The sequence below is a fragment of the Streptomyces luteolus genome (assembly GCF_029968015.1).
GTDB classification, from domain to species: domain Bacteria; phylum Actinomycetota; class Actinomycetes; order Streptomycetales; family Streptomycetaceae; genus Streptomyces; species Streptomyces luteolus.
Genome location: NZ_JASCIS010000039.1, coordinates 46,940 through 68,013 on the forward strand (window position 1 = coordinate 46,940; position 21,074 = coordinate 68,013).

Here is a 21,074-nt window from a genome sequence, read left to right on the forward strand (position 1 = left end):
GGAACGGTCATGACGCACCAGCGGGACGTACCCGAACCGCACAGCGCCCGTACGGCACCGGGAGCGCAGGAAGCACCCGAGCCGGAGGCAACGGGGCCCGACGTACGGGAGTCGGCGTTACCGGAGCCGGAGTTACCGGAGCCGGAGTCCGGGGACTCGGAGTTGTCGCAGGCACCGGAGCCGCCGGTCTCGGACGCACGGGAATCGGAGGGAGTCCGCGCCCACCGGCACAAGGTGCTGTGGCACACCGACTTCAGTGAAGGCTTCGCCACCACCGGGCCGGAAGCCCGCTGGTACCACTCCGCGACGGGCCCGTACATCGGTGACGACGGCGTCGTCACCACCGGCGAGCGCGGCCTGCGCGTGTGCTCCGGCGGCGTCGGCGCACAGGGCGATCCCGCGTTCGTACGCACCCTCGCCCAGGAGCAGGACAACGGCCACGGACTTCCCGGTCTGCTCGACCACGTCAAGTGGCTCGCCTACATCAAGCACCACTCCTCGACCGGCCTGCCGGGCTTCGACGCCCCGCCCCACGGAGAGCTGGTCTTCGAGGCCGAGGTGTCCGGCCGCACCTACGGCACAGCGGCCCACCCGTTCGGGGCGGCCGTGCACGATCCCGAGGACGACCTGCGGCTCGCCGCGTCCGCGATCAACGCCTTCGACCCGGAGACGCTTCTGGTCGTCGACTTCTTCCTGACCAACCGCAGGATCTACGCCTTCTACGAACGGCTGCCGTTCGCCCGCCGACAGCTCGGCGACTACGCGTCGTTCTCCTACGCGATACCCGTCGCCCGGCGCACGCCCGACCGGCGCCACCGTCTCGCGCTGCACTACAACCGCTCAGCGGGCCTGGCGCGCTGGCTCATCGACGGCCACGAGGTCTTCCGCGTGGCACGCCTGGGATACCGGCTGGCTCCGCCGCAGCACCCCGTCCTGGACCACGGAGGTGCCGATGCCGCGGTGGCTCCGCGCCAACTCAACGGCGGCATCGGCCTGTTCAGCCTCCTCGACGGCGCGCCCGCGGGCCGGGCCGGAGCCGGTCTCGTACGCCTCTCCAGCGCGGAGGACTTCTACTTCGCCCAGTCCGCCCCGGCGCCGGAGCCACAGGAATTCCTGGACGACAAGAGCGCGGAGACCAACCGCCTCTTCGGACAGGGCGCGAGCATCGACGTGGCCCGCTACACCGTCCGGAGGGGGCTCCACCAGTGAACGACCGCAACGCCGAGCAGCCCGCGCCGACGCTGGCCGAGCTGGCAGGCACCTGGCGGCTGGTCTCGTACGACGACGTGGACGACACGGGCGGCGCCGGCGAAGGACCGCTCGGCCCGGCCCCCGCAGGACTCCTGCTCTACGACGGACAAGGGCACATGGCGGTCAGCATGATGCGGACCGGACCCCCCGCGCCCGCCGCGCCGGGGCCGCAGTCCGGCGAAGCGGCCCCTGCCCGGCAGCACGAGACGTTCATGGGCTACGCGGGGCGGTGGCGCCTGACCGGCGAGCGCACCGTGGTCCACCACGTCGCGGTCAGCGCCCACGGCCACATGGTGGGCCAGGACCTCATCCGCGAGCTGGAGCAGGACGGGGACCGGCTCGTTCTGTACGGCACCGCCATGATCGGCGGGCGGCCGCAGCGGCGGCGGCTCTGCTGGGAACGGGTGCGCGAGTGACCCGTCCCGAACTCCCGTAAGAACGCACTCCTCTTCAACGCGAAGGAAACACCGCCATGAAGGCCCTTACCGCATCCTCCTACGGCCCGGTCGAGCAACTGACCATCACCGATGTGCCCAGGCCCGTACCCGCGGCCGGACAGGTTCTGATCAAGGTGCGGGCCGCCGCCCTGAACGCCCTGGACATCCGGCTCACCACGGGCGAGTTCCGCGAGCAGATGCCCATAGAACACCCCTTCCATCCCGGACTCGACGCCGCGGGCACGGTGGAGGCCGTGGGCGAGGGCGTCACCCGGTTCGCCGTGGGGGACGAGGTCGTGGCGTTCACCTACCCGCACTTCGGCACCGTCGCCGAGTACGCACTGGCCGCCGACGGACCGAACCTCCTCCGCCGCCCGCCCGCGCTCCCGCCGGAGGCCGCCGCAGCGCTGCCGCAGGCCGCCATGACCGCCGCCGCAGCCCACGACGCGGCCCAACTCAAGCCCGGACAGAGCGTGTTGGTGATCGGCGCACCCGGCGGCGTCGGGTCCTACCTGCTCCAGCTCGCCACCCGGTCCGGCGCCGAGGTGCTCGCCACCGGCAAGCCCGAGGACGAGGAGTACCTGCGCCGCCTCGGGGCCGTCGCGACCATCGACTACACCAGCAGGGAAGTCGCCGAGGAAGCGCGCCGGCTGCGCCCCGCCGGTGTGGACGTGGTGGTCGACCTGGTCAACGCGGGGCCCGGGCTCGCCGCCACCGCGGCAGCCGCCAAGGACGGCGGACTCCTCGTCTCCACGCTGGGCGGCCCGCCGCGGTTCGAGCGCGAGGTCACGGCCGCCTACGTGGGAGTGGAGCAGGGCATCGGGCAACTGGAAGAGCTCGTGCGGCGCACGGCCGAGGGGGAGCTGGAGGTACGCGTCGACCTGCACCCGTTCACCCGGGCTGTCGAGGCGGCGCAGCAGTTCGCCGGCGCCCACTCCCGGGGCAAGCTCGTCATCGGCTTCTGAGCCGCTGCCGGGCCGGGCCACCGGTCCCGCCCGGCACGCACCACGAAGCGACCGCACCGAGGTGACTGCAGTGGCCTACGACTACGACCCCGAGCTGGCGTCCTGGGCGGACCGCCTGGCGCCGGTCGACTACACCGACCCGCTCGCCGCGCGGGCCGCGGTCCGCGCCATCGCGGGGCGCCGGCCCGCCTACCAACCCCTCGGTTCCGTCGAGGAGTTCGACGCCACCGCCCCGGGCCCGGACGGCGCCCCGCCCGTCCGGCTGAGGGTCCACCGCCCCGCCCGCCGGGGCACGGAGCCCGGCCCCGGGCTGCTGTACCTGCACTGGGGCGGCTTCGTGTGCGGCGACGTGGACGCCATCCGGCCCACGGTGCAGCGCCTGGCGGACCGTACCGGTGCCGTCGTGGTGGCGGTGGCCTACCGTCTGGCTCCCGAGCACCCCTACCCCGCCGGCCTCGACGACGCGTACGCGGCCCTGTGCTGGACGGCGGAGCACGCGGCGGACCTCGGCGTGGACCCCGCGCGTCTCGGGGTCGGCGGAGAGAGTGCCGGTGGCGGCCTCGCCGCGGCACTCGCCCTGCTCGCCCGCGACCGCGGCGGGCCGGCGCTCCGCTTCCAGTGCCTGATGTGGCCGGAGCTCGACGACCGCCTGGAGACGGTGTCGGCCCGGTCCTTCACCGACACACCCAAGTGGAACCGCGCCTGCGCGCAGGCCAGTTGGGGCTTCTACCTGGGTCCGCGACACCGGCCCGGCGCGAACGAGGTGCCGCCCTACGCCGCCCCGGCACGGGCACCGGACCTGTCCGGGCTGCCTCCCGCGTACGTCTGCGTCTGCGAGTACGACCCGGGCCGGGACGAGGCGATCACCTACGCGCACCGGCTGATCCAGGCCGGGGTGCGCACCGAGATCGGCTACTACCCGGGGACGTTCCACGCCTCCGTCTCGGTCGCCGAGGCCGCCGTGAGCCAGAAGATGCTCGCGGACCAGACCGACGCGCTGGTCCGCGGCCTGCGCGGCGCACCGCCGGGCGAGCCGGCATCCCGTACACCACATACCGGTCCGGACGGAAGGACGAGCGCATGACCGACGGTGCAGGCGAGAAGGTCGTCTGGGACGCCGACTTCACCAGCGGCTTCACCACGACTGGCCCGGGCGCTCGCTGGTGGTACTACGGGCAAGGGCCCTACATCGGCGACGACGGCCACGTGACCACCTCCGAAAAGGGCCTGCGGGTGGTCGCCGGCGGCGTCAACCCGGCCACGGGAGAGCCCGCGTTCGTCCGCACCCTCGGGCAGGACCACGTCAACGGCGCCGACCTGCCCGGCGAGATCGACCACGTCAAATTCCTGGCCTACGCCAACGAGACCGCCGGCAGCGGGACGCCCGGCTTCGACGCGGTCCGCGGGCAGGTGCTCCACTTCGACACGGTGCTCTCCGGGCGCACCTACGGCACCGCCGCGCACCCCTTCGGTACCGCGGTGCGCGACCCGGACAGCGACCTGCGGCTGGCCTCGGTCTCGGCGCCGATCGTGGACTTCGAGAGCTTCGTCGGCATCGAGTTCTTCCTCACCAACACCAAGGTGTACGTCGTCTACGAGAGGCTTCCCTTCGGCCGCCCGCAGCTCGGCGACTACGCGGCGTTCCTCTACGCCGTCCCGGTCGCCGACCGCTCACCGCAGGACGTGCACCACTGCCGGGTGTCGTACGACCGCGCCGCCGGAACCGTCCGCTACCTCCTGGAGGGCGAGGAGGTCTTCCGGGTCGACCGGATAGGCCACCGCCTCGCCGGCCGTGAGCATCTGATACTCGACCACGGCGGCGAGGACACCCTGGCCGAACCGCGCCAGTTCGCCCCCGGCGTCGCCCTGTTCACGGTCCTCGACGGGTCGCTTCCGGGGCGCGTGGACTCCGGCCTGGTGCGGCTCACCTCCCGGCAGGGGCACTACTACAGTCCCGCGAAGGGGCCGCCCACGCCGCAGACCTTCGCCGACCACCGGAGCGAGGCGGCCGCCCGGCTCTTCGGGCAGGGCGCCGAGGCGACGGTGTCCAGCTGCACGGTCTCCACGTCCGAGGCCGCCGGAGGAGGCTGATCCCGTCCCCTGCCCGTACGGCCCGTCCCGGCCGTGACACGATCGGGGCCCGCGGAGCGTCCGCCGCGGGCCCCGTCAGGGCGTCGGTGTCCGTGCGAACCGCGTCAGCATCCTTCGGGAAGTTCGACGGACTGCGCGTGGCGGAAGAAGTCCGTCGGATCGAACCGCGCCTTCACCTGCTGGAGCCTGCGGTAGTTGTCCTTGTAGTAGAGGGCGTGCCACGGCACCCCGGACCTGTTGTACCGGGGGTCACGGATGTCGGTGTCCGGGGAGTTGATGTAGCAGCCGTCGGACTGTTCGCCCGGCACCGGGTAGCCGCCGGTCTCCGCGAACGCGGTGTGGAAGATGTCACGGAGCCAGCCCATGTGCTGCTCGTCCTCGCGCGGGTCCATCCAGTAGTTCTCGAACAGGGCGAGGAACGCCGAGTCGCGGTGCACGGACGCGGTGGCGTGCGGGGCGACGGCGTTGATCCGGCCGCCGGCCACCCCGGTGAGCTGGAGAGTCGCGTGCGGATTGGCGTAGTCGTCGCGGGTCATCTGCTCGTAGAGCGTGCCGATCTGGGCGTCGGTGAAGCCCTTGCGCATGTACGCGGTCTTGACTCCGCTGCGCATCGCGGGGCTGGTCATCAGGGTGGGATTGCTGGTGCCTATCAGCTCGGTCGCCTCCAGCCAGCGAAGTCTCTGCACCGGCGGGACGGCGGCCTTGGTGCCCTGGGTGAGCGCCGAGAGGTAACCGGTCAGCAGCGCCTCGGCGTTGGGCACCCCGGCGTCCATCTGCGTGAGGATGTTGATGCTCTGCGACGCCTTGTGCTGGAGGAAGACCACGCCGGTCAGCGAGGCGTACGGAGAGCCGGGGTCCATGTTCTGCTCGTGCCACGTGCCGAAGTTGCGCACCAGGCGGGTGAAGCCGGTGCGGTCCAGGTCGGCCCAGGGCACCGGGACGACGCTCAGGAGGACGTCCTTGGGCGGGCGCGGCAACTGCTCGGACGGGTCCGCGCCGCGGCAGCCCGGGGAGCGGAACCAGTAGCGCGTGACGATGCCGAAGTTGCCGCCGCCGCCACCGGTGACGGCCCACCACAGGTCGTGGTGGGGGTCCTCGGGATCGCGGGACGCGGTGACCCGGCGGGCCCGGCGGTCGCGCCCGACGACCACCATCTCCACCGCCTCCAGGTGGTCCACCACATAGCCGAACTTGCGGGACAGGAGCCCGTACCCGCCGCCGCTCGCATGGCCGCCGATGCCGACTCCGGGACACACCCCGCCCGGCAGGGTCACTCCCCACCCCTTGAACAACCACTCGTAGATACGGCCCAGTTGGGCCCCGCCCTCGACGGCGAAAGCCCGGCGCTGCCTGCAGTAGTAGACGTCGTACATCAGGGACAGGTCGATGATGACGTCGGCCTCGGGGTGGTAGACGAACGGCGCGTAGCTGTGGCCGCCGCCGCGGACGGAGACCCGTCGGCCGGTACGGGCGGCCCGGTCCACGGCGTGCAGCACCTGGTCGGAGTTGCCGACGACCTGGATGTACTCGGGTGCGGCGACCCAGCGCTTGTCGTTCCCGATGACGAGCTCGGGATAGCGGGGGTCGTCCGGCGTGACCCGCACCGGTCGGAACGGCGCGGCGATGCTCCGTACCGGCTCGAAGCCGGCCGCGGACGCCTCCGGTAAGGGGCGTCCGTCGTGGGCGGCGTCTTCCCTGTTCTCCTCGTGGTCCATGGTCCCTTTCTCGTTCTCCTAGTGGCTGTCCTGACGACGCGTCGGGGCCTCGTAGTCCGAGGGGTCGACACGGCGGGTGCGGCGCCAGTACTCCTGGGCTGTGAAAGGCCAGTTCTGCGCCGTTCTCCCCTTGTCGTTGGTGAACCAGCTGCTCACCCCGGACCACCCCCAGGCCCGCTCCGTATTGGCCCGGTCCACCCAGGCGTTGTACGCGTCGTGTACGTCCTTCTTCACGTTCAGGGACCGCCGTCCGGTTTCAAGGAGAAGCCGCACCGCGTCGAGAAGATAGGTCACGCCACACTCGGAGAAGTAGAAAATGCTGCCTCCCTGCCCGGAGAGGTTGGTGTTCGGGCCGTAGAGGCAGAAAAGATTGGGGAATCCGGGGACCGTCAGGCCCAGATAGGCGCGGGCGTCACCGTCCCACAGGGCGTGCAGATCGATCCCGCCGATTCCGGTGATACGCATCGGCGCCAGAAAACTGGAAGCGGTGAACCCGGTTCCGTAAATGAGTACATCGGCCTCGTGCAGAGCCCCGTCAGCGGTCCGCACACCCTTCTCGGTGATCTCGGAAATGTCCTCGGTTATCAGCGAGACATGGTCGCGCCGCAGTGTTCTGAGCCATATCCCGTTGTCCCGGAGTACACGCTTGGCCCCCACCGGATAGTCGGGCAGGACCTTCGGCAGCAGCTCAGGCGCATCGGACAACTGGGCTTCCATGTGGCGGGTGAGCGTGGCGCGCAACGCGTCGTTGGTCCCGGAGACCGCGCGCTCGGTGGGCGGGTAGTCCCGGTCCACGACCCAGCCTTCCAGGACGCCCCGCAGCCCGGGCGCGAACAGCCAGAAGCGGTGCCAGGCCGCGTAGTAGGGGATGTGCTCGTACAGCCAGGCAGTGCTCCTCGGCACCGCGTCGTGATAGTGCGGGGTGGGCCGCAGCCACGGCGGGGTGCGCTGGAACACGGTCAACTCGCCCGCCGTTCGCGCCACTTCCGGAATGAACTGGTACGCGCTGGCGCCCGTGCCGACGACGGCCACGCGACGGCCGGCGAGCGCTACGCCGTGGTCCCAGCGGGCGGAGTGGAACGCCGGACCGGAGAACCGCTCACGGCCGGGGATGTCCGGCAGCCTGGGCCGGTTCAGCTGTCCGACCGCACTCACCAGGACCTCGCTCCGCACGGTCCGCGCGCCGTCCGGGCCGCGCAGCCGCAACTCCCAGGAGGACCGCTCCTCGTCCCAATGGGCCGCGCCCACCTCGGTGTCGAACCGGATGTGCTCGTACAGGCCGTGGACCTTCGCGAACTCCTGGAAGTACTGCAGCAGTTGGTCCTGGGTGCAGAAGTAGTCGGGCCAGTCGGAGCGGTTGGCGAACGGATAGCTGTAGAGGTGGCTGGGCACGTCGACCCGGCAGCCCGGGTACTGGTTCTCCAGCCAGGTCCCGCCGACATCGGCGTTCTTCTCGTAGATGGTGAACGGCACGCCCGCCTGGCCCAGCCGGTACCCGGCGAGGAGTCCGCTCATTCCGGCGCCGATGACCGACACCCGTACGCCGTCCGGGGCACCGGAGCGCCGGGGCGTACCGGCGCGCGCGGTGAGGTCCTGTGCTCGCCAGCCGGGTGCCCTCGGGTCCTCACCGGGCAGCACAATCTCCTCGGCGAGCAGCGGCAGCAGATCCTCCGTGCCGCCCCCCATGGCCCAGCCGCTGATCCGGCGCAGCGTCTCCCGGTCGGGCGGCGGCGGAGGCACGCTGCCGGCCTGCCGGTAGCGGACGAGCGCGCGGAACGCGGCTTCCCGCACCGCGGCCTGCTGCTCGGCGGAGAGCCCGCCCTGCGGGGCGAAGAGCCAGCCGGCGGTGCGCAGATCCTCGCGGAGCACGGACAGGTCGCCGCTCAGGTGCGCCACGGTCATCAGCAACGCGGGCACCTCGGCGCTCTCCAAGTGGGCCCGCAGAGCGTCGTCATCGACGGTGATCGGCCGCAGCGACGCGTGGAACGACATGGGGCGACGCCTTTCGTGACGGGTCGGAGGCCCGGGCGGTGTGCCGCCCGGTCGAGCTGGGTGGTTTACGGCTCCTCGTGACCGGAGGACCTATCCGGTCCCGGCACAGCCGGAGCCGCACAGGGCGCCGAAGCCGCGGTCGACGTAGACCGCGGGGCGGCCGCTGTGCCCCGGCAGGGTCACATGCTCCGCCTCACCGAGGAGGACCACGTGGTCGCCCGCGTCGACCCGGCGCCGCACCGCGCACTCCACGACCGCAAGGGCCCCCGCCAGTACGGTGCCCCCGCGCGGGGTGGTCACGAAGCCGCCGCCCGCGAACTTGTCCAGGCCCTTGCCGGCGAACCGCCGGGCCAGCTCGGCGTGTTCGGGCCCCTCTCGCAGCACGCTGACGGCGAACCGGGGGCTCTGCGCGAAGACCCGGAAGCAGCGCGCCGACGTGGCCAGGCAGACCAGCAGCATCGGCGGGTGCAGCGACACCGAGCAGAGCGAACTCGCGGTGAAGCCGTGCGGCCCGCCGTCCTGGTCATGGGTGGTGACGAGGGCGACGCCGGTGGGGAACCGGGCCATGGCGCCGCGGAAGAGGGCAGGGTCGAGGCCGCCCTCGGCGGCGCCGTCCTGCCCCGCTCCCGCACGGGCCCCGGGCGCTGGCCCGCAGTCCACCCCCGGCTGCGGGGTCATGACGCGTCCCGGTGGACGAAGTCCGCGAGGGAGACCGTGTACTGGCGGGTGCCGGAGCGGTAGTCCAGGCAGTACTTGGTCGGATACCAGCCCGAAACGGCCCACTCCTCGGGCAGTTCGACCGGTTCGCAGCCACCCTCGCGGCCCTGGGAGAGCCCCTCGATCCACGCCTTGTCGACCATCGGCTCGTAGAAGGTGATCTCACCGTCGTAGGCGCCGTACATGAACGTCTGGGTGAAGGGCTTGCCGTGCATCTCCGGCGCGTCCATGTCCATCAGGTGGTTGCCCATCTGAGGCACCACCGCGCCCATGTCCATGTACCGGTCGGGCATGTACCGCTCCGGCACCGGCTCGCGGGCCGTCTTGAGGTCGTCGCAGTTCATGATCCCTCGGCACGGGCCGGTGCGGATGCGGCGCACCGCCGCCTCGTCCTGGATGTAGAAGTGGAAGTCGAAGTGCGGAACGCTGTAGTAGTCCGGCGGGTGACCGCGCGGATCCCACGTCAACTGGGCCCATTTGAAAGGGGTTCGCACATGTTTCTGGAACCCCTTCGGCAGGTCCAGGGCCAGTTCGACCTCATCCACGCACTCCGTGGCCCGGTCCACCGTGCCGTCGCCGTTCACGTCGTAGCAGAGCTTGCCGTCGCCGTCCTCGGGGAGGTCGCGCAGCGTGTCCGCGGAGAAGGTGTAGCCGAGGGCGAGCGGGCGGGAGCCGCGGCGCTGCGAGTACACCCGCATGGTGCCGTCGCCGAGGCGCTGCGGTGCGCCGAACTCGGTCGTGACGCGGCCCTTGCCGCCCTCGGCCCCGGCCGCCGCCGACGGCCGCGGGCCGTCGTCCGTGCCGCCGGCGTTCACCGCCACCCAGCCGCCGAGCAGGGCGGCCGTGAGGGCGGCCGCGGCGGTCCGGCGCAAGGTCCGGGACCGAGCGGCCGGGCGTGACCGGCGGGGCTGCTGAGGAGTTGCCGTCTCCACGGTGGAAGTCCTTTCCGGTAGGGAAGTCGAGCGCGTCAAGCCAGGCAGGTCGGCAGGTGGCCCCCGTTGAACGCGACCATCTCGTGGAAGACGGCCAGTGGGTCCAACGGCGGCTGCGGCCCGGCCGCCGCGGCTCGCCCCGGGGCATCGGACCCCGCCGGGCGGGCCAGTTCGGCGTACGCGACGTGCAGATTGCCGACGATGCGCTCCGCGTCCAGGAGATGCCCGAACTCCTCGCGGTTCGCGCTCCGGGCGGTCTCCAGCGGCGTCAGACCCCGCGCCGCCCCCGCTTCGGCCAGCTCCTGGATCCAGCGCACATAGCGGGCGTTGTCGTCGAGAACCTCGGGCCCGGTGACCGGCCCGTGCCCCGACACCACCGTCCGGGGCCGCAGCGCGCGCAGCCGCTCGATCGCCCGCAGCGTCCCGGCGACCGTGCCGAACAGGCAGAACGGCGCCGCCCCCGAGAACACCACGTCCCCGGCGAACAACACCCGCTCGTCCGGCAGCCACACCACCACATCGCCGTCGGTGTGCGCCGGAGCCACGGAGAACAACTCCACGCGCCGCTCCCCGAGATGCACCGTGAGCCGGTCGCGGAACGTCAGCGTCGGCAGCGAGAGCCGCACCTCACCCCACTCCACCTGCGGCCACAGCCCGGTCAGCGCGAGCCCGGTGGACACCATCCCGGCACGCGTCCGCTCGTGCGCGACCACCGTCGCCCCGGGACCGAAGACCTGGTTGCCGAACGTGTGATCACCGTGATGGTGCGTGTTGACCAACGTGCGCGCCGGCCCCGGCCGCAGCCGGTCCACGGCCTCCCGCAGCCGCTCGGCCCGGCCCACGGTCGCCAGCGTGTCCACCACCAGCGCACCCTCCGCCCCGGTGAGCACCCCGGAATTGCTCACACACCAGCCTCCGGGCAACTGCTCATAGACGTACACCTGCTCCGCCACCTCGACGAGCCGCGCATCGACGACGGCGCCGCCGGTCCCGCCCGGCGCGGCGGTCACCGGGCACCCTCGGACGCGGGCTCTCCCGGCTCGCCCGCTGTCGCGCGCCCGGCGGCGTAGGCGGCCGCGTGGGCGAGAGTGGTGCGGCTGTTGGCGCCCAGTGCCTCGCGCAGATACGTACGCGCCTCCCCGAGCGTGCTGCCCTCGCCGAGGACCCCGGCAACGGCGGCCGGGTCGATCGCGACCGTGTGCCGGGCGAGCACCACGCCGCCGCCCGCCCCGTCCGGAGCGAACTCCCAGGCTCCGCTGTGCCCCAACAGCAGTGCGGGAGGCACCAGTTGCTTGTAGACGATCGACTCGGACGGGAAGCACAGCCGTACGGAACGTGTGGTGTGCGCGCTGCCGTCCGCGGTCACCGTGTCCATCTCCAGGTCCTGCACCCCGGGCGGATTCTCGTGCAACCGCACCCGTCGCACATGCGGCAGCCGCCGCGGCCACGCATCCGCGCGGTCCACGAACGCGTACGCGTCCGCCGCCGCGCCGGACAGCTCGGCCCGGTCGGAGAAGGAGAACACCAACTCGTCCAGGGAGTACGGCAGTTCCGCGACCCGGGCCAGCGCGGCCAGCTCCCGGTCGCTGTTCCGGTCCACCCCCTCGGTGATCCAGGCGGCCGCGTCCGGGTCGTGCGCGGTGAACTCATGGATCAAGGTCACCGCCGTACCGCCGTCCGGCCGCGGCGCGAACTGCCACGCACCGCTCATCGAGGCGATCGGAGGCACGCTGTGCTCCTGGCGGAACGTCACGGTGAGCTGCCCCGGGTCCAGGACCCGCCGCGAAGTCCAGCTCCTGACCTGGTCGTTGACCAGGGCCCACAGCTGGAAGCGCTCGCGGTGCCCGTCCTGCTCCAGGTGCCGTACGTGCAGGGTGGGGGCGAAGACGACCGGCCACCGGGTCACATCGGCCACCAGGCCGTAGAGGGTTGATGCGGGGGCCGCGACGACGCGGGTGTGCCTGGTGCGGTGCTCTCGCAGTTCGGTCATGGATCGACGGCCCTCCGGGGCGTTGGAATGGTTTCGGCCCGCGCGCCGCCGCCCGGTTCCGGCGGCGCCGCGCGGTTTCGACGGCGGCTCACGCGGGCCTGGCGCCGTTGACCAGGTCGAGCACGTCGCGAGGAGTGGAGAGGGTGGGGATCAGCTCGTCCGGCACAGGCGTGCCGTACTCCTTCTCGATGCGCACGGCGGCCTCCATCAGGGCGAGCGAGTCGTAGCCCAGTTCCTCGAAGCGCCGGTCGTGCACGTCCGCGCCCCGCGGCCAGTCCTCGCTCGCGCCCCCGCAGTCGGCCAGGATGCGGTGCAGGTCGTCGATGGTCATGGTGATGGTGCTCTGCATGGTCAACTCCTCATGGACAGCGGTGTGGTCATGGTTCTGATGGCTGATCAGGTCGTGGCCGCACGGACCACCACGGCCGAGTTGAATCCCCATCGGCCCCGGGCCAGGACCAGCGCGTGGCGGACGCGAATCTCCCGCGGAGCCCCGGTCACCACGTCGATGCCGTACTCGGCCGGTACGTCGGCGGTGGCACCGGAGGCCGGGATCACCCCGTCCCGGATGCTCAGCAGCGCGGTGGCGACATCCAGCGGGCCGCCGCCCGCGCCGAGCCGCCCGGTGAGCGCCTTGGGCGCGGTGACCGGCACGCCGTGCACCCCGAACAGATCCCGGATCGCCGCCGCCTCCACACGGTCGAGATCACGCACACCGGCCGCGTCCGCGAACACCACATCCACGTCCTGCGGCTCAAGCCCGGCCTCGGTCAGAGCGAGCCGGGCCGCCCGGCGCAGCCCCGCAGCTCTTCCGCGACGCGGGCGCGCGGGGTGCGCCGCGCGCCCGCGCACCCGGCCGGGGGCGGCGTCGAAGGTGGAGGCGTACCCGGCCAGCTCGCCGTAGACCCGGCGCGCCCCGCGCGCCCGGGCGGCGGCCGGATCCTCGACCAGCAGGATCGCCCCGCCCTCGCCCGGCACCTGGCCGCGGGCCTCCCTGTCGAACGGCAAGTAGGCGCGCTCCGGGTCGGTGGCGTGGCTGATCCGCCCGCTGGACAGGTGCGAGACCCACCCCCACGGGTCGAACGCGGAGTCCACACCCCCGGTGACCATCAAGGGAGTGCCCCGGCCGACGGTGCGGCGGGCGTGCCCGAGGGCGTCGAGGCCGCCGGCCTGCTCGGCCACCAGCGCGCTGCTGGGCCCGCGCATGCCGTTGCGGATGGAGATCTGGCCGGTGTTGACCGCGTAGAACCAGGCGAACGACTCGTACACGCTCACCGCCTGCGGGCCTTCGCTCCACAGCTTCTTGAACTCCCGGTGGGTGAAGTCGAATCCGCCGCAGCCGTTGGCGGTCACCACGCCCATGTCGTAGTCGGTGGCGGAGGACGCGTCGACGCCCGCGTCGGCGATCGCCCAGTCCGCGGCGGACAGGGCGAGCCGGGTGGAGACATCGGTCTGCGGCAGCAGCCGGCTCGGCAGATGCGTGGAGGCGTCGAAGTCCTCGATCTGACCGGCCAGACGGGCCGGATAGCGCGACGTGTCGAAGCGGCTGATCGGGACGATGCCCGAGCGGCCGGCCAGGACAGCCTCCCAATAGCGTTCCAGGCCGAGGCCGTTGGGAGCGGCGACACCGATGCCGGTCACGTACACCGGGGAGCTCCCGCTCCGCGCCGTCTCCGCCGGACCGTCCTCTCGGGCGGCATCCCGGACGGTTTGCCGAACAGCCGACGGGATCCCGCCGCCCATGGCCCGCTCCTCCTCCGAGGTACTCATGCCGCCTCCTCCGGGTCGCGCAGCACCATCGCGCTCTGGAAGCCGCCGAAGCCGCTGCCCACCGTCAGTACGGTGTCCACCCGGTGTTCCCGAGCGGTGATCGGCACATAGTCGAGGTCGCACTCCGGGTCACTGATGTGCAGATTGGCCGTGGGCGGGACCACGTCGTGCTGGATGGCGAGCACCGACGCGGCGATCTCAAGAGAGCCGATGGCCCCGAGCGAGTGCCCGACCATCGACTTGATCGAGCTGACCGGTGTGGCGTAGGCGTGCGGGCCGAGGCTGCGCTTGAACGCGGCGGTCTCGTGCCGGTCGTTCTGCTTGGTCCCCGAGCCGTGCGCGTTGATGTAGTCCACGGCCGTCGGATCGGCCCGGGACTCGTTCAGGGCGACCCGGATCGCCTCGGCCATCTCCCGCCCGTCGGGCTTCAGACCGGTCATGTGGAAGGCGTTGGAGCGGGTCGCGTACCCGGTGACCTCGGCATATATCGGCGCGCCGCGGCGCTTGGCGCTGTCGTACTCCTCAAGGACGAACATGGCCGCTCCCTCGGCGAGCACGAAGCCGTTGCGGGAGCCGTCGAACGGGCGCGAGGCCTCCTCCGGGGCGTCGTTGCGCGGCGTGGTCGCCTTGATGGCGTCGAAGCAGGCCACCACGATCGGCGTGATCGGAGTGTCGGAGGCACCCGCCACCATGGTGTCGGCGCTGCCCTCGCGGATCAGCTGCACCGCGTGGCCGACCGAATCAAGCCCTGAGGTGCAGCCGTTGGAGACCATCGCCACCGGGCCCTCGGCACCCACCGCCCACGCCACCTCGGCCGGCATCACGCTCGGCACCATGTAGTCGAACATGTACGGGGAGAGCCCGGCGGGGTCCACCTCCCAGTTCCGGCCCCCGCCGGAGAGGTTCAGATATTCGCGTTCCAGACTCGTGGCGGCCGCGACCGCGCTGCCGAGACTGACGCCCACGCGGTACGGGTCCAGGGCGGTGAGATCCAACCCGCTGTCCTGGACGGCCTCGTCGGCACACACCACCGCGAACTGGGTGGCCCGGTCCATGCGGTCGGCCTCCGCCGCCGTGAGCCCCTCGACCACCGGGTCGAAGTCCGCCTCGGCGGCGACCTGGGAGCGATAGGGCGACGGGTCGAAGAACGTGATCCTGCGGGTGGCGGTCCGGCCGCCGCTCAGCGTGGACCAGAACTCCTTCACGCCCTTGCCACCCGGGGCCCGTACGCCGATACCGGTGATGACGACACGGCGGGTCATCGCGGGCCGTCCTGGGCCGTCGCTACCGTCACAGTCGAACTGCACATGTCAGTGCGTTTCCTTTGCAGTCATGGAGTGGAGAGAAGAGCAGGAGGGGGGGGAGGAGAGAGGTGGAGGAGAGAGGCGGAGGAGAGAGAGGTGCGGGCGGGGGAGCGCGGGCTCGCTCAGGAGCCGGTGAGCGGTGCGATCACGAACAGCGGCTCCTCGAACTCGACCGGATCGCCGCCCTCCTTGAGGACCTCGGCGACGCTGCCGTCACAGTCCGCGTTGACCGGGATCATCAGCTTCAGTAGGGAGCGGCCACCGTCGCGGCCGGCCACTCCAGGCGCACGCTCACCCGTTGGCCTCGGTGCACGCTCACCCCGTTGGTCTCGATGCGCGGTGCGCTCGGGGACCGCGTGAGGCCGCCGAGCAGCCGCAGCGCGTTCTCGCCGACGGTCTCGAGGGCGGACCGGGCCCCGCCGTCCGGATGCCGCTGCTGTTCGGTGGGGCCGCCGGTGCCGATGCTCGTGCCGACGGGGGCGTCCTGGCCGCGAACGTCCCGGCCGTGGGCCGAGGTCTGGCTCATCTCCGGCTGACCCCTGGATCGCTGATGCTCCGTCACGGCACCCTCCGCGCCTGGTGGTGGACGGGCCGGCTCAGTAGTTGCCGAGACCGCCGCAGACGTTCAGGGCCTGGGCGGTCACCGCGTTGGCGCCCTCGCCGACCAGGTAGTCGACCATCGCCGCGACCTCGCCGGCTTCCACGTAACGGCCGATCGGCGCGCGGGCGCTGATCCGCCGATGAGTCTCCTCCTCGTCCACGCCCCAGATCGCCGCGTAGTGCTCACGCACACGCTCGGCCATCGGCGTCTCGACGAACCCCGGACAGACCGCGTTCACCGTGATGCCGGTCCTGGCCAGCTCCAGGCCGAGCGCCTTGGAGAAGCCGACGACGCCGTGCTTGGAGGCCGAGTACGGACTGGCGTGGACGACGCCCTGCTTGCCGCCGGTGGACGCGATGTTGATCACCCGGCCCCAAGTCTTGTCCTTGAGGCCGCCCCGGGTCAGCACCTGCTTGGTGACGAGGAAGACGCTGTTCAAATTGGTGTTGATGACGTCGAACCAGAGCTCGTCCTCGATCTCGGCGGTGCTGCCACCGCCGGGCCGGCCCGCGTTGTTGACCAGGATGTCGATCGGGCCGAAGCGTTCGACAGCCGCGTCCACGAGCTCCCGGATCTGCTCCGGCACCCGCACGTCGCAGGACCGCCCGTCCACGTCCATGCCCTGGTCGCGCAGCTCCTTGACGGTGGCAGCCACGGATTCGTGGTGCCGTGCGCAGAGGTAGACGCTGATGCCCTGCCGGCCCAGGCTCTTGGCGATCTCCAGGCCCATGCCACTGGTCGCTCCGGTGACCAGCGCCACGCGCCGCGTGCCGTCCCCCATGATCAGTCCTCTCTCGGGCCTGCCGTGACAGCCCGGGTGTATCGGCCTTTGCCTGCGAACCGAACTCCACGCTGGCCGGGGGGTCTCGAACCCGAATCCAAGTGGACTGGAAGGCACAGAGCACCTGAGTCCGACCGGAGCCGTGCCGGAGCCGTGCCGGAGCCGTGCCGCAGCGGTCCGGGGCCCGAGGCGCGTTCGAGCGAACTTCGAGGGGACTTGGACACACGCGCCCGACGGTGACGGGGCCGACGGCACAGCAGGACCGGCTCGGCACCCTCCACCGAAAGGGGTCAGGCATGACGAGCATGCGCAGCAGCACACCGGACGAGCGCACGCCCGACGAGCGCGCGAGCAAGGAGCGTGCACTGAACGACCAGGTCCGCAACAAGCACGAGCTGTACGTGGAGGTCCAGCAGTTCTACGCGCGCCAGGCGCAGTTGCTCGACGCACGGAAACTGGAAGGCTACGCCGAGACGTTCACCGAAGACGCCGAGTTCGCCCACACGCCGGGCTGCGAGCCGTCCCGAACCCGTACCGGCATCACTGCCGACCTGTACGAGTTCCACAAGCGGTTCGAGACCGACCCGGTGCAGCGCCGCCACTGGTTCAGCATGATCGACCTGGAGCCGCAGGACGACGGCAGCGTCCACAGCACGTTCTACGCGCTCGTGGCGACCACCAGGCCCGGAGTCCGGGAGCCCGAGATCGCCCCGAGCTGCCTGGTGCACGACGTACTGGTGCGCGAGAACGGCGAACTGCACAACCGCTCCCGGCGGGTGGACCACGACCAGTTCCTCATCTGAGCCCAGATCCGCCGGACAGGACCAGAAGGAAGGGGGGATCAGCCGTCGATGTGCGACATGTCCGGGTACCGCTCGCCGTGCACCGCGCCGGGCGGGACAGCGGACTCCAGGGCCGTAAGAGCTTCCACAGGCAGCTCCACGCCGGCCGCGGCCACGTTCTCCTCCAGGTAGCGAAGCCGCTTGGTGCCCGGAATCGGCACGATGTCCTCGCCCTGCGCGAGCAGCCACGCCAGGGCGAGTTGGGCCGGGCTGAGCTCGGCCCGGTCGGCGATCACCTTGACCTCGGCCACAAGGCGTGCGTTCCGCTCCGCGTTCTCACCGATGAAGCGGGGCGCGACCCGACGGAAGTCGTCGGCGGCCAGTTCATCAGAGGGCGGCAGCGCACCGCCGAGCAGGCCCCGGCTGATCGGGGCGTACGCGACCAGGGAAGTACCGAGCTCCCGGGCCGCCGGCAGCACGCTCTCCTCGATGCCCCGGCTGAACAGCGAGAACTCACTCTGCAACGCGGAGATCGGATGCACCGAGCACGCCCGGCGCAGGGTCTGCGCGCTCACCTCGGACAACCCGAGCCAGCGCACCTTCCCGGCCCGCACCAGCTCGGCCATCGCACCGACGGTCTCCTCGATCGGCACTTGAGGGTCGCGGCGGTGCAGGTAGTACAAGTCGATGTGGTCCACACCGAGGCGGGAGAGAGAAGCGTCGCAGGCGGTACGCACATACTCCGGGCTGCCGTTGATCCCGCGCCCCTCGGGGTTTCCTGCGCGGACCACTCCGAACTTGGTGGCCAGGACCACGCGGTCGCGTCGGTCGGCGACGGCACGCCCGACCAGGCGCTCGTTCTCCCCGATGCCGTACATGTCGGCGGTGTCAAGCAGGTTCACACCGAGGTCGAGGGCACGGTGAATAACCGCGACCGACTCCGACTCCCGGGTGCTGCCGTAGAACTCCGACATGCCCATGCAGCCGAGGCCGAGAGGGAAGACCTGGGGTCCCTCGCGGCCGATGCGGCGGAGCTTCATATGCATTCCTTCCGTTACCTGGCGCCGAGGCGGACGGAAGCGAGCCTCTCACCGGGCCGCGCACCTACCTCGGAATGCCGCTCGAAATGAGCCAACGGCCGTCACCCGCAGTGGCCCTCGGTCTTCGTCCTCACCCCCGCTTTCGGCCACCTTCCACAGAACGCACCGCAGGGCGCCATTCGATCGTGATACCGGTGAAGGAATGAACTCAGTGAACTCAGCGAACTCAGCGAACTCAGCGAACTCAGTGAACTCATCAGAGAAGTCCCTGCAGGCCAACAAAGACCTCGTGGCCGAGTACATCGGACTGTTCTACAACGACAAGGACTTCGACCGGGCCCGGCAGCTGCTCACCGAGGACTTCGTCAACCACCACCACGGTGTCGGCACCGGCCGAGACCGAACCGTCGAGTCGTTCTCGGGCGTCGCCGCGGCCATGCCCGGATTCTCACTGACGGTCCGGCGCATGGTGGCCGAGGGCGACCAGGTCTGGACACACAGCGTGGCCCGGCCCGCACCGGACGCGCAGCCCGCCGTGGTGGTCGACATCTGGCGCATCGAGGACGGCCGCCTCGCCGAGCACTGGGACGTGGGCCAGGGCGTACCGGAAGACGCCTCCCTAGAGGAACTGATCGAAGACGCCGGATGACCGTACGCCGAAGGAGGTGTCGTCGGGGCTGTTCCCGTTCAGGCCCGATCATGACGGTTTCGGCGGTCGGCCAGGGCGGGTACGGCCCTCGGGCGCAGGCGGGGGAGAGAGCGAAACCCCTGCCCGGTCCGGCCGTACGACATCCACGGCTGGACCGGGCGCGCCCGCCGGACGACCGGGCGAAAGGCCGGACGACCGTCCACGGCGGCGCCGGCTGTCAATTCGCCTCCGGCCCGAACCGGCGCCTGTACACCGACGGCGTGATGCCTGTCTGGCGGCGCATCAGCATGCGCAGATTGGCGGCGGTGCCAAGTCCACTGCGCCGCGCGACCACCTCGAAACGGGACTCGCCTCGCTCGATCAACCGGCATGCCAGGGCCAGCCGTTCCCCCGTGAGCCAGGTCAGCGGCGTCGTGCCCAGTTGCGCTTGGAAGCGGCGATGCAGCGTCGCGGGACTGACCGCCGCACGCGACGCGAGGCCGGACACAGTGAGCGGTGCGTCCAACCGTTCCTGTGCCCAGGCCAGTACAGGGGCCAGGGACTCGTCCGGCAGGTCGGGTATGGGGCGCTCCACAAACTGCCGCTGCCCGCCGTCCCGGTGCGCCGCGAAGACCAGTCGCCGGCTCACCGAGTTGGCGACCTCGGCGCCGTAGTCGCGGCGAACCAGATGCAACCCGAGATCGAGCGCAGCCGTACTTCCTGCCGCGGTGAGGATGTCGCCGTCGTCCACGAACAGCACGTCCGCTTCGAGCTGGACAGAGGGGAAGCGGGCCCGGAAGGAGTCCGCCCACTGCCAGTGCGCGGTGGCCCTGCGCCCGTCGAGGACTCCGGCCTCGGCCAGTGTGAAGGCGCCGCTGCAGAAGCCGACCAGGCGTGTACCGCGGGCGTGTGCCCGGCGAACGGCATCCAGCACGGCGGGACGGCGGGGTACTGCGAGTGCAGCCCGGACACCGCTTCGCGGCGCGGACGGACGGCATCAGCCTGACCGAGGCCGCCGACGAGACCTGGGTCAAGGCCGGGGACCCACTCGACCAAGAGCAGCTGCTGACGGCGGCGGGCGCGATGGCCGGGTTCACACCGCGGACCGCGCACGCCGCGGTGGACTGGTCGGCAGTGGCCGCCCTGGTCGCACACGGCTTCGGGATCGCGCTGGCGCCGCGCCTGGCGCCCGTACCGGCGGATCTGGTGCGGGTGCCCTTGCGCGGCGCCCCCGCGCCGGTACGGCGGTTCGCCGCCTGTGTGCGACGCGGCAGCGAGAAACACCCCGTGATCGCCCGCGGGCTCGCGGCACTGCGCACGGCGCGGCCGACCTGGACCCGCAGACGGGCATCAGATCCTGCCGGACTCAATAGCTCCGGAGTGAATTGCTCCGGAGTCAATAACTCCGGAGCCAATGCCAGGACGCGATGCAACAGAACGGGGCCTGCTACTCCGAGGGGTAGATGTCTCCACTCCGCATGGCACTCTCCTGCTCACTCTGGCTTTGCAGCCTGCGGGCCTTCTCCTGGAGCTGCTCCCGCTCCTTCGGGTCGCTGGTGCGCTCTGCCGCCTCCGCGCATTCCCGAGCCTCTTCGCGCATCTGCTGGAGCCGTGCGCGTGTCTCTTCGCTGCTCATGATCGGATCTCGCCTTCGTGGAAGGAGCTACAGGTGCCAGCGAATCAAGCTCAGCTGACTTCGGCACCTCGACCTGTCCTCACACGCCTTCGCTCTGCGACTTCCTCGACCCGGATGGCGACAGCCTCGAACTGCTGGAGACGCACCTCGTCCGACTGCCGTTTCCGGCGTACCCCATGGGTGAGGAGCCCGGGTGGTCCCTGGGCCAGGACGTCCTGCTGCCCGATGATGACGGGACGGCCATCCTGGCCCGCGGCCGAACGGCGGAAGACCTCGACCGACCGCGCGGGGGACCTGATCCCGGGCGACTGGCTCAGCGACTATCGCCCACCACGCCCCCAGGCTCCTGCCGACTGAGCTGCCCACGTTGTCGTCAGGCCGAGCCCTGCTGTTCGGTCGAGCCCTGCTTTTCGGTGCGGCTCGGGCCCGCGTGGTGGCAAGG

General features: G+C 71.3%; 20 protein-coding genes and 2 pseudogenes. 8 read left to right on the forward strand and 14 right to left on the reverse strand.

Annotated elements, in window-relative coordinates; all coding sequences use genetic code 11:
- Positions 1-9: 9 nt before the first annotated feature.
- The 5 genes from QIT00_RS29410 (at position 10) to QIT00_RS29430 (ending at position 4,744) form a co-directional block, all read left to right on the forward strand.
- Positions 10-1,209, forward strand: a complete 1,200-nt coding sequence (locus tag QIT00_RS29410; RefSeq protein ID WP_282538470.1) for a DUF6081 family protein — start codon at positions 10-12, stop codon at positions 1,207-1,209.
- Positions 1,206-1,667: a lipocalin-like domain-containing protein gene (locus tag QIT00_RS29415; protein ID WP_282538471.1), complete on the forward strand. Its 462-nt coding sequence runs from the start codon at positions 1,206-1,208 to the stop codon at positions 1,665-1,667. The genes QIT00_RS29410 and QIT00_RS29415 overlap by 4 nt, the downstream gene beginning before the upstream one ends.
- A 56-nt stretch (positions 1,668-1,723) precedes the next feature.
- On the forward strand, positions 1,724-2,653 hold the full coding sequence (locus QIT00_RS29420; RefSeq protein ID WP_282538472.1) for an NADP-dependent oxidoreductase: 930 nt from the start codon (positions 1,724-1,726) through the stop codon (positions 2,651-2,653).
- Between the two features lie 70 nt (positions 2,654-2,723).
- Positions 2,724-3,737, forward strand: a complete 1,014-nt coding sequence (locus QIT00_RS29425; protein ID WP_282538473.1) for an alpha/beta hydrolase — start codon at positions 2,724-2,726, stop codon at positions 3,735-3,737.
- Positions 3,734-4,744 carry a DUF6081 family protein gene (locus QIT00_RS29430; protein ID WP_282538474.1) on the forward strand — a complete coding sequence of 337 codons (1,011 nt, stop codon included), beginning with the start codon at positions 3,734-3,736 and terminating at the stop codon, positions 4,742-4,744. Before QIT00_RS29425 ends, QIT00_RS29430 begins: the two co-directional genes overlap by 4 nt.
- Before the next feature lie 104 nt (positions 4,745-4,848).
- On the opposite strand, the gene QIT00_RS29435 is transcribed toward QIT00_RS29430, so the two are convergent.
- The 11 genes from QIT00_RS29435 to QIT00_RS29485 all read right to left on the reverse strand — a co-directional run bounded on the left by QIT00_RS29435 (position 4,849) and on the right by QIT00_RS29485 (position 16,546).
- Positions 4,849-6,459: an FAD-dependent oxidoreductase gene (locus QIT00_RS29435; protein ID WP_282538475.1), complete on the reverse strand. Its 1,611-nt coding sequence runs from the start codon at positions 6,457-6,459 to the stop codon at positions 4,849-4,851.
- A gap of 18 nt (positions 6,460-6,477) precedes the next feature.
- Complete coding sequence (locus QIT00_RS29440) at positions 6,478-8,451, reverse strand: flavin-containing monooxygenase (protein WP_282538476.1); 1,974 nt, start codon at positions 8,449-8,451, stop codon at positions 6,478-6,480.
- A gap of 90 nt (positions 8,452-8,541) precedes the next feature.
- Positions 8,542-9,129, reverse strand: a complete 588-nt coding sequence (locus QIT00_RS29445; RefSeq protein WP_282538477.1) for a flavin reductase family protein — start codon at positions 9,127-9,129, stop codon at positions 8,542-8,544.
- Entirely contained in the window at positions 9,126-10,040 is a 915-nt protein-coding gene (locus QIT00_RS29450; protein ID WP_282538478.1) for a hypothetical protein, read from the reverse strand. The genes QIT00_RS29445 and QIT00_RS29450 overlap by 4 nt, the downstream gene beginning before the upstream one ends.
- 95 nt (positions 10,041-10,135) lie before the next feature.
- The gene (locus tag QIT00_RS29455; protein ID WP_282538479.1) at positions 10,136-11,110 is read right to left on the reverse strand and encodes an MBL fold metallo-hydrolase; all 975 of its coding nucleotides are present in this window, start codon (positions 11,108-11,110) and stop codon (positions 10,136-10,138) included.
- Positions 11,107-12,090 carry an aromatase/cyclase gene (locus QIT00_RS29460; protein ID WP_282538480.1) on the reverse strand — a complete coding sequence of 328 codons (984 nt, stop codon included), beginning with the start codon at positions 12,088-12,090 and terminating at the stop codon, positions 11,107-11,109. The genes QIT00_RS29455 and QIT00_RS29460 overlap by 4 nt, the downstream gene beginning before the upstream one ends.
- Before the next feature lie 88 nt (positions 12,091-12,178).
- Complete coding sequence (locus QIT00_RS29465; RefSeq protein ID WP_282538481.1) at positions 12,179-12,439, reverse strand: acyl carrier protein; 261 nt, start codon at positions 12,437-12,439, stop codon at positions 12,179-12,181.
- A gap of 47 nt (positions 12,440-12,486) precedes the next feature.
- Positions 12,487-13,860 carry a ketosynthase chain-length factor gene (locus QIT00_RS29470; RefSeq protein WP_282538482.1) on the reverse strand — a complete coding sequence of 458 codons (1,374 nt, stop codon included), beginning with the start codon at positions 13,858-13,860 and terminating at the stop codon, positions 12,487-12,489.
- Positions 13,857-15,122 (reverse strand): beta-ketoacyl-[acyl-carrier-protein] synthase family protein, encoded by a 1,266-nt coding sequence (locus QIT00_RS29475; protein ID WP_282538483.1) that lies wholly within the window; start codon positions 15,120-15,122, stop codon positions 13,857-13,859. The genes QIT00_RS29470 and QIT00_RS29475 overlap by 4 nt, the downstream gene beginning before the upstream one ends.
- 286 nt (positions 15,123-15,408) lie before the next feature.
- A complete protein-coding gene (locus QIT00_RS29480) occupies positions 15,409-15,690 on the reverse strand; it encodes a hypothetical protein (protein ID WP_282538484.1) in 282 nt (93 codons plus the stop codon).
- A gap of 70 nt (positions 15,691-15,760) precedes the next feature.
- The gene (locus QIT00_RS29485; protein WP_282538485.1) at positions 15,761-16,546 is read right to left on the reverse strand and encodes an SDR family NAD(P)-dependent oxidoreductase; all 786 of its coding nucleotides are present in this window, start codon (positions 16,544-16,546) and stop codon (positions 15,761-15,763) included.
- A gap of 296 nt (positions 16,547-16,842) precedes the next feature.
- Here QIT00_RS29485 and QIT00_RS29490 point away from each other — a divergent pair, with 296 nt between their 5' ends.
- Positions 16,843-17,349, forward strand: coding sequence for a nuclear transport factor 2 family protein (locus QIT00_RS29490; protein WP_282538486.1), 507 nt, complete (start codon positions 16,843-16,845; stop codon positions 17,347-17,349).
- Positions 17,350-17,387: 38 nt separating this feature from the next.
- On the opposite strand, the gene QIT00_RS29495 is transcribed toward QIT00_RS29490, so the two are convergent.
- Complete coding sequence (locus QIT00_RS29495) at positions 17,388-18,368, reverse strand: aldo/keto reductase (protein ID WP_282538487.1); 981 nt, start codon at positions 18,366-18,368, stop codon at positions 17,388-17,390.
- 247 nt (positions 18,369-18,615) lie between these two features.
- Here QIT00_RS29495 and QIT00_RS29500 point away from each other — a divergent pair, with 247 nt between their 5' ends.
- Positions 18,616-19,017, forward strand: coding sequence for a nuclear transport factor 2 family protein (locus QIT00_RS29500; protein ID WP_282538488.1), 402 nt, complete (start codon positions 18,616-18,618; stop codon positions 19,015-19,017).
- Between the two features lie 217 nt (positions 19,018-19,234).
- On the opposite strand, the pseudogene QIT00_RS29505 reads toward QIT00_RS29500, so the two are convergent.
- Positions 19,235-19,948 (reverse strand): annotated as a pseudogene (locus QIT00_RS29505) (helix-turn-helix domain-containing protein); the annotation flags it as partial.
- A 5-nt stretch (positions 19,949-19,953) separates the two neighbouring features.
- Between QIT00_RS29505 and QIT00_RS29510 the strand changes: the two are divergent.
- A pseudogene (locus QIT00_RS29510) lies at positions 19,954-20,256 on the forward strand (LysR substrate-binding domain-containing protein); the annotation flags it as partial.
- A gap of 187 nt (positions 20,257-20,443) precedes the next feature.
- Here QIT00_RS29510 and QIT00_RS29515 read toward each other — a convergent pair.
- On the reverse strand, positions 20,444-20,632 hold the full coding sequence (locus QIT00_RS29515) for a DUF6381 family protein (RefSeq protein WP_282538489.1): 189 nt from the start codon (positions 20,630-20,632) through the stop codon (positions 20,444-20,446).
- Positions 20,633-21,074 lie beyond the last annotated feature (442 nt).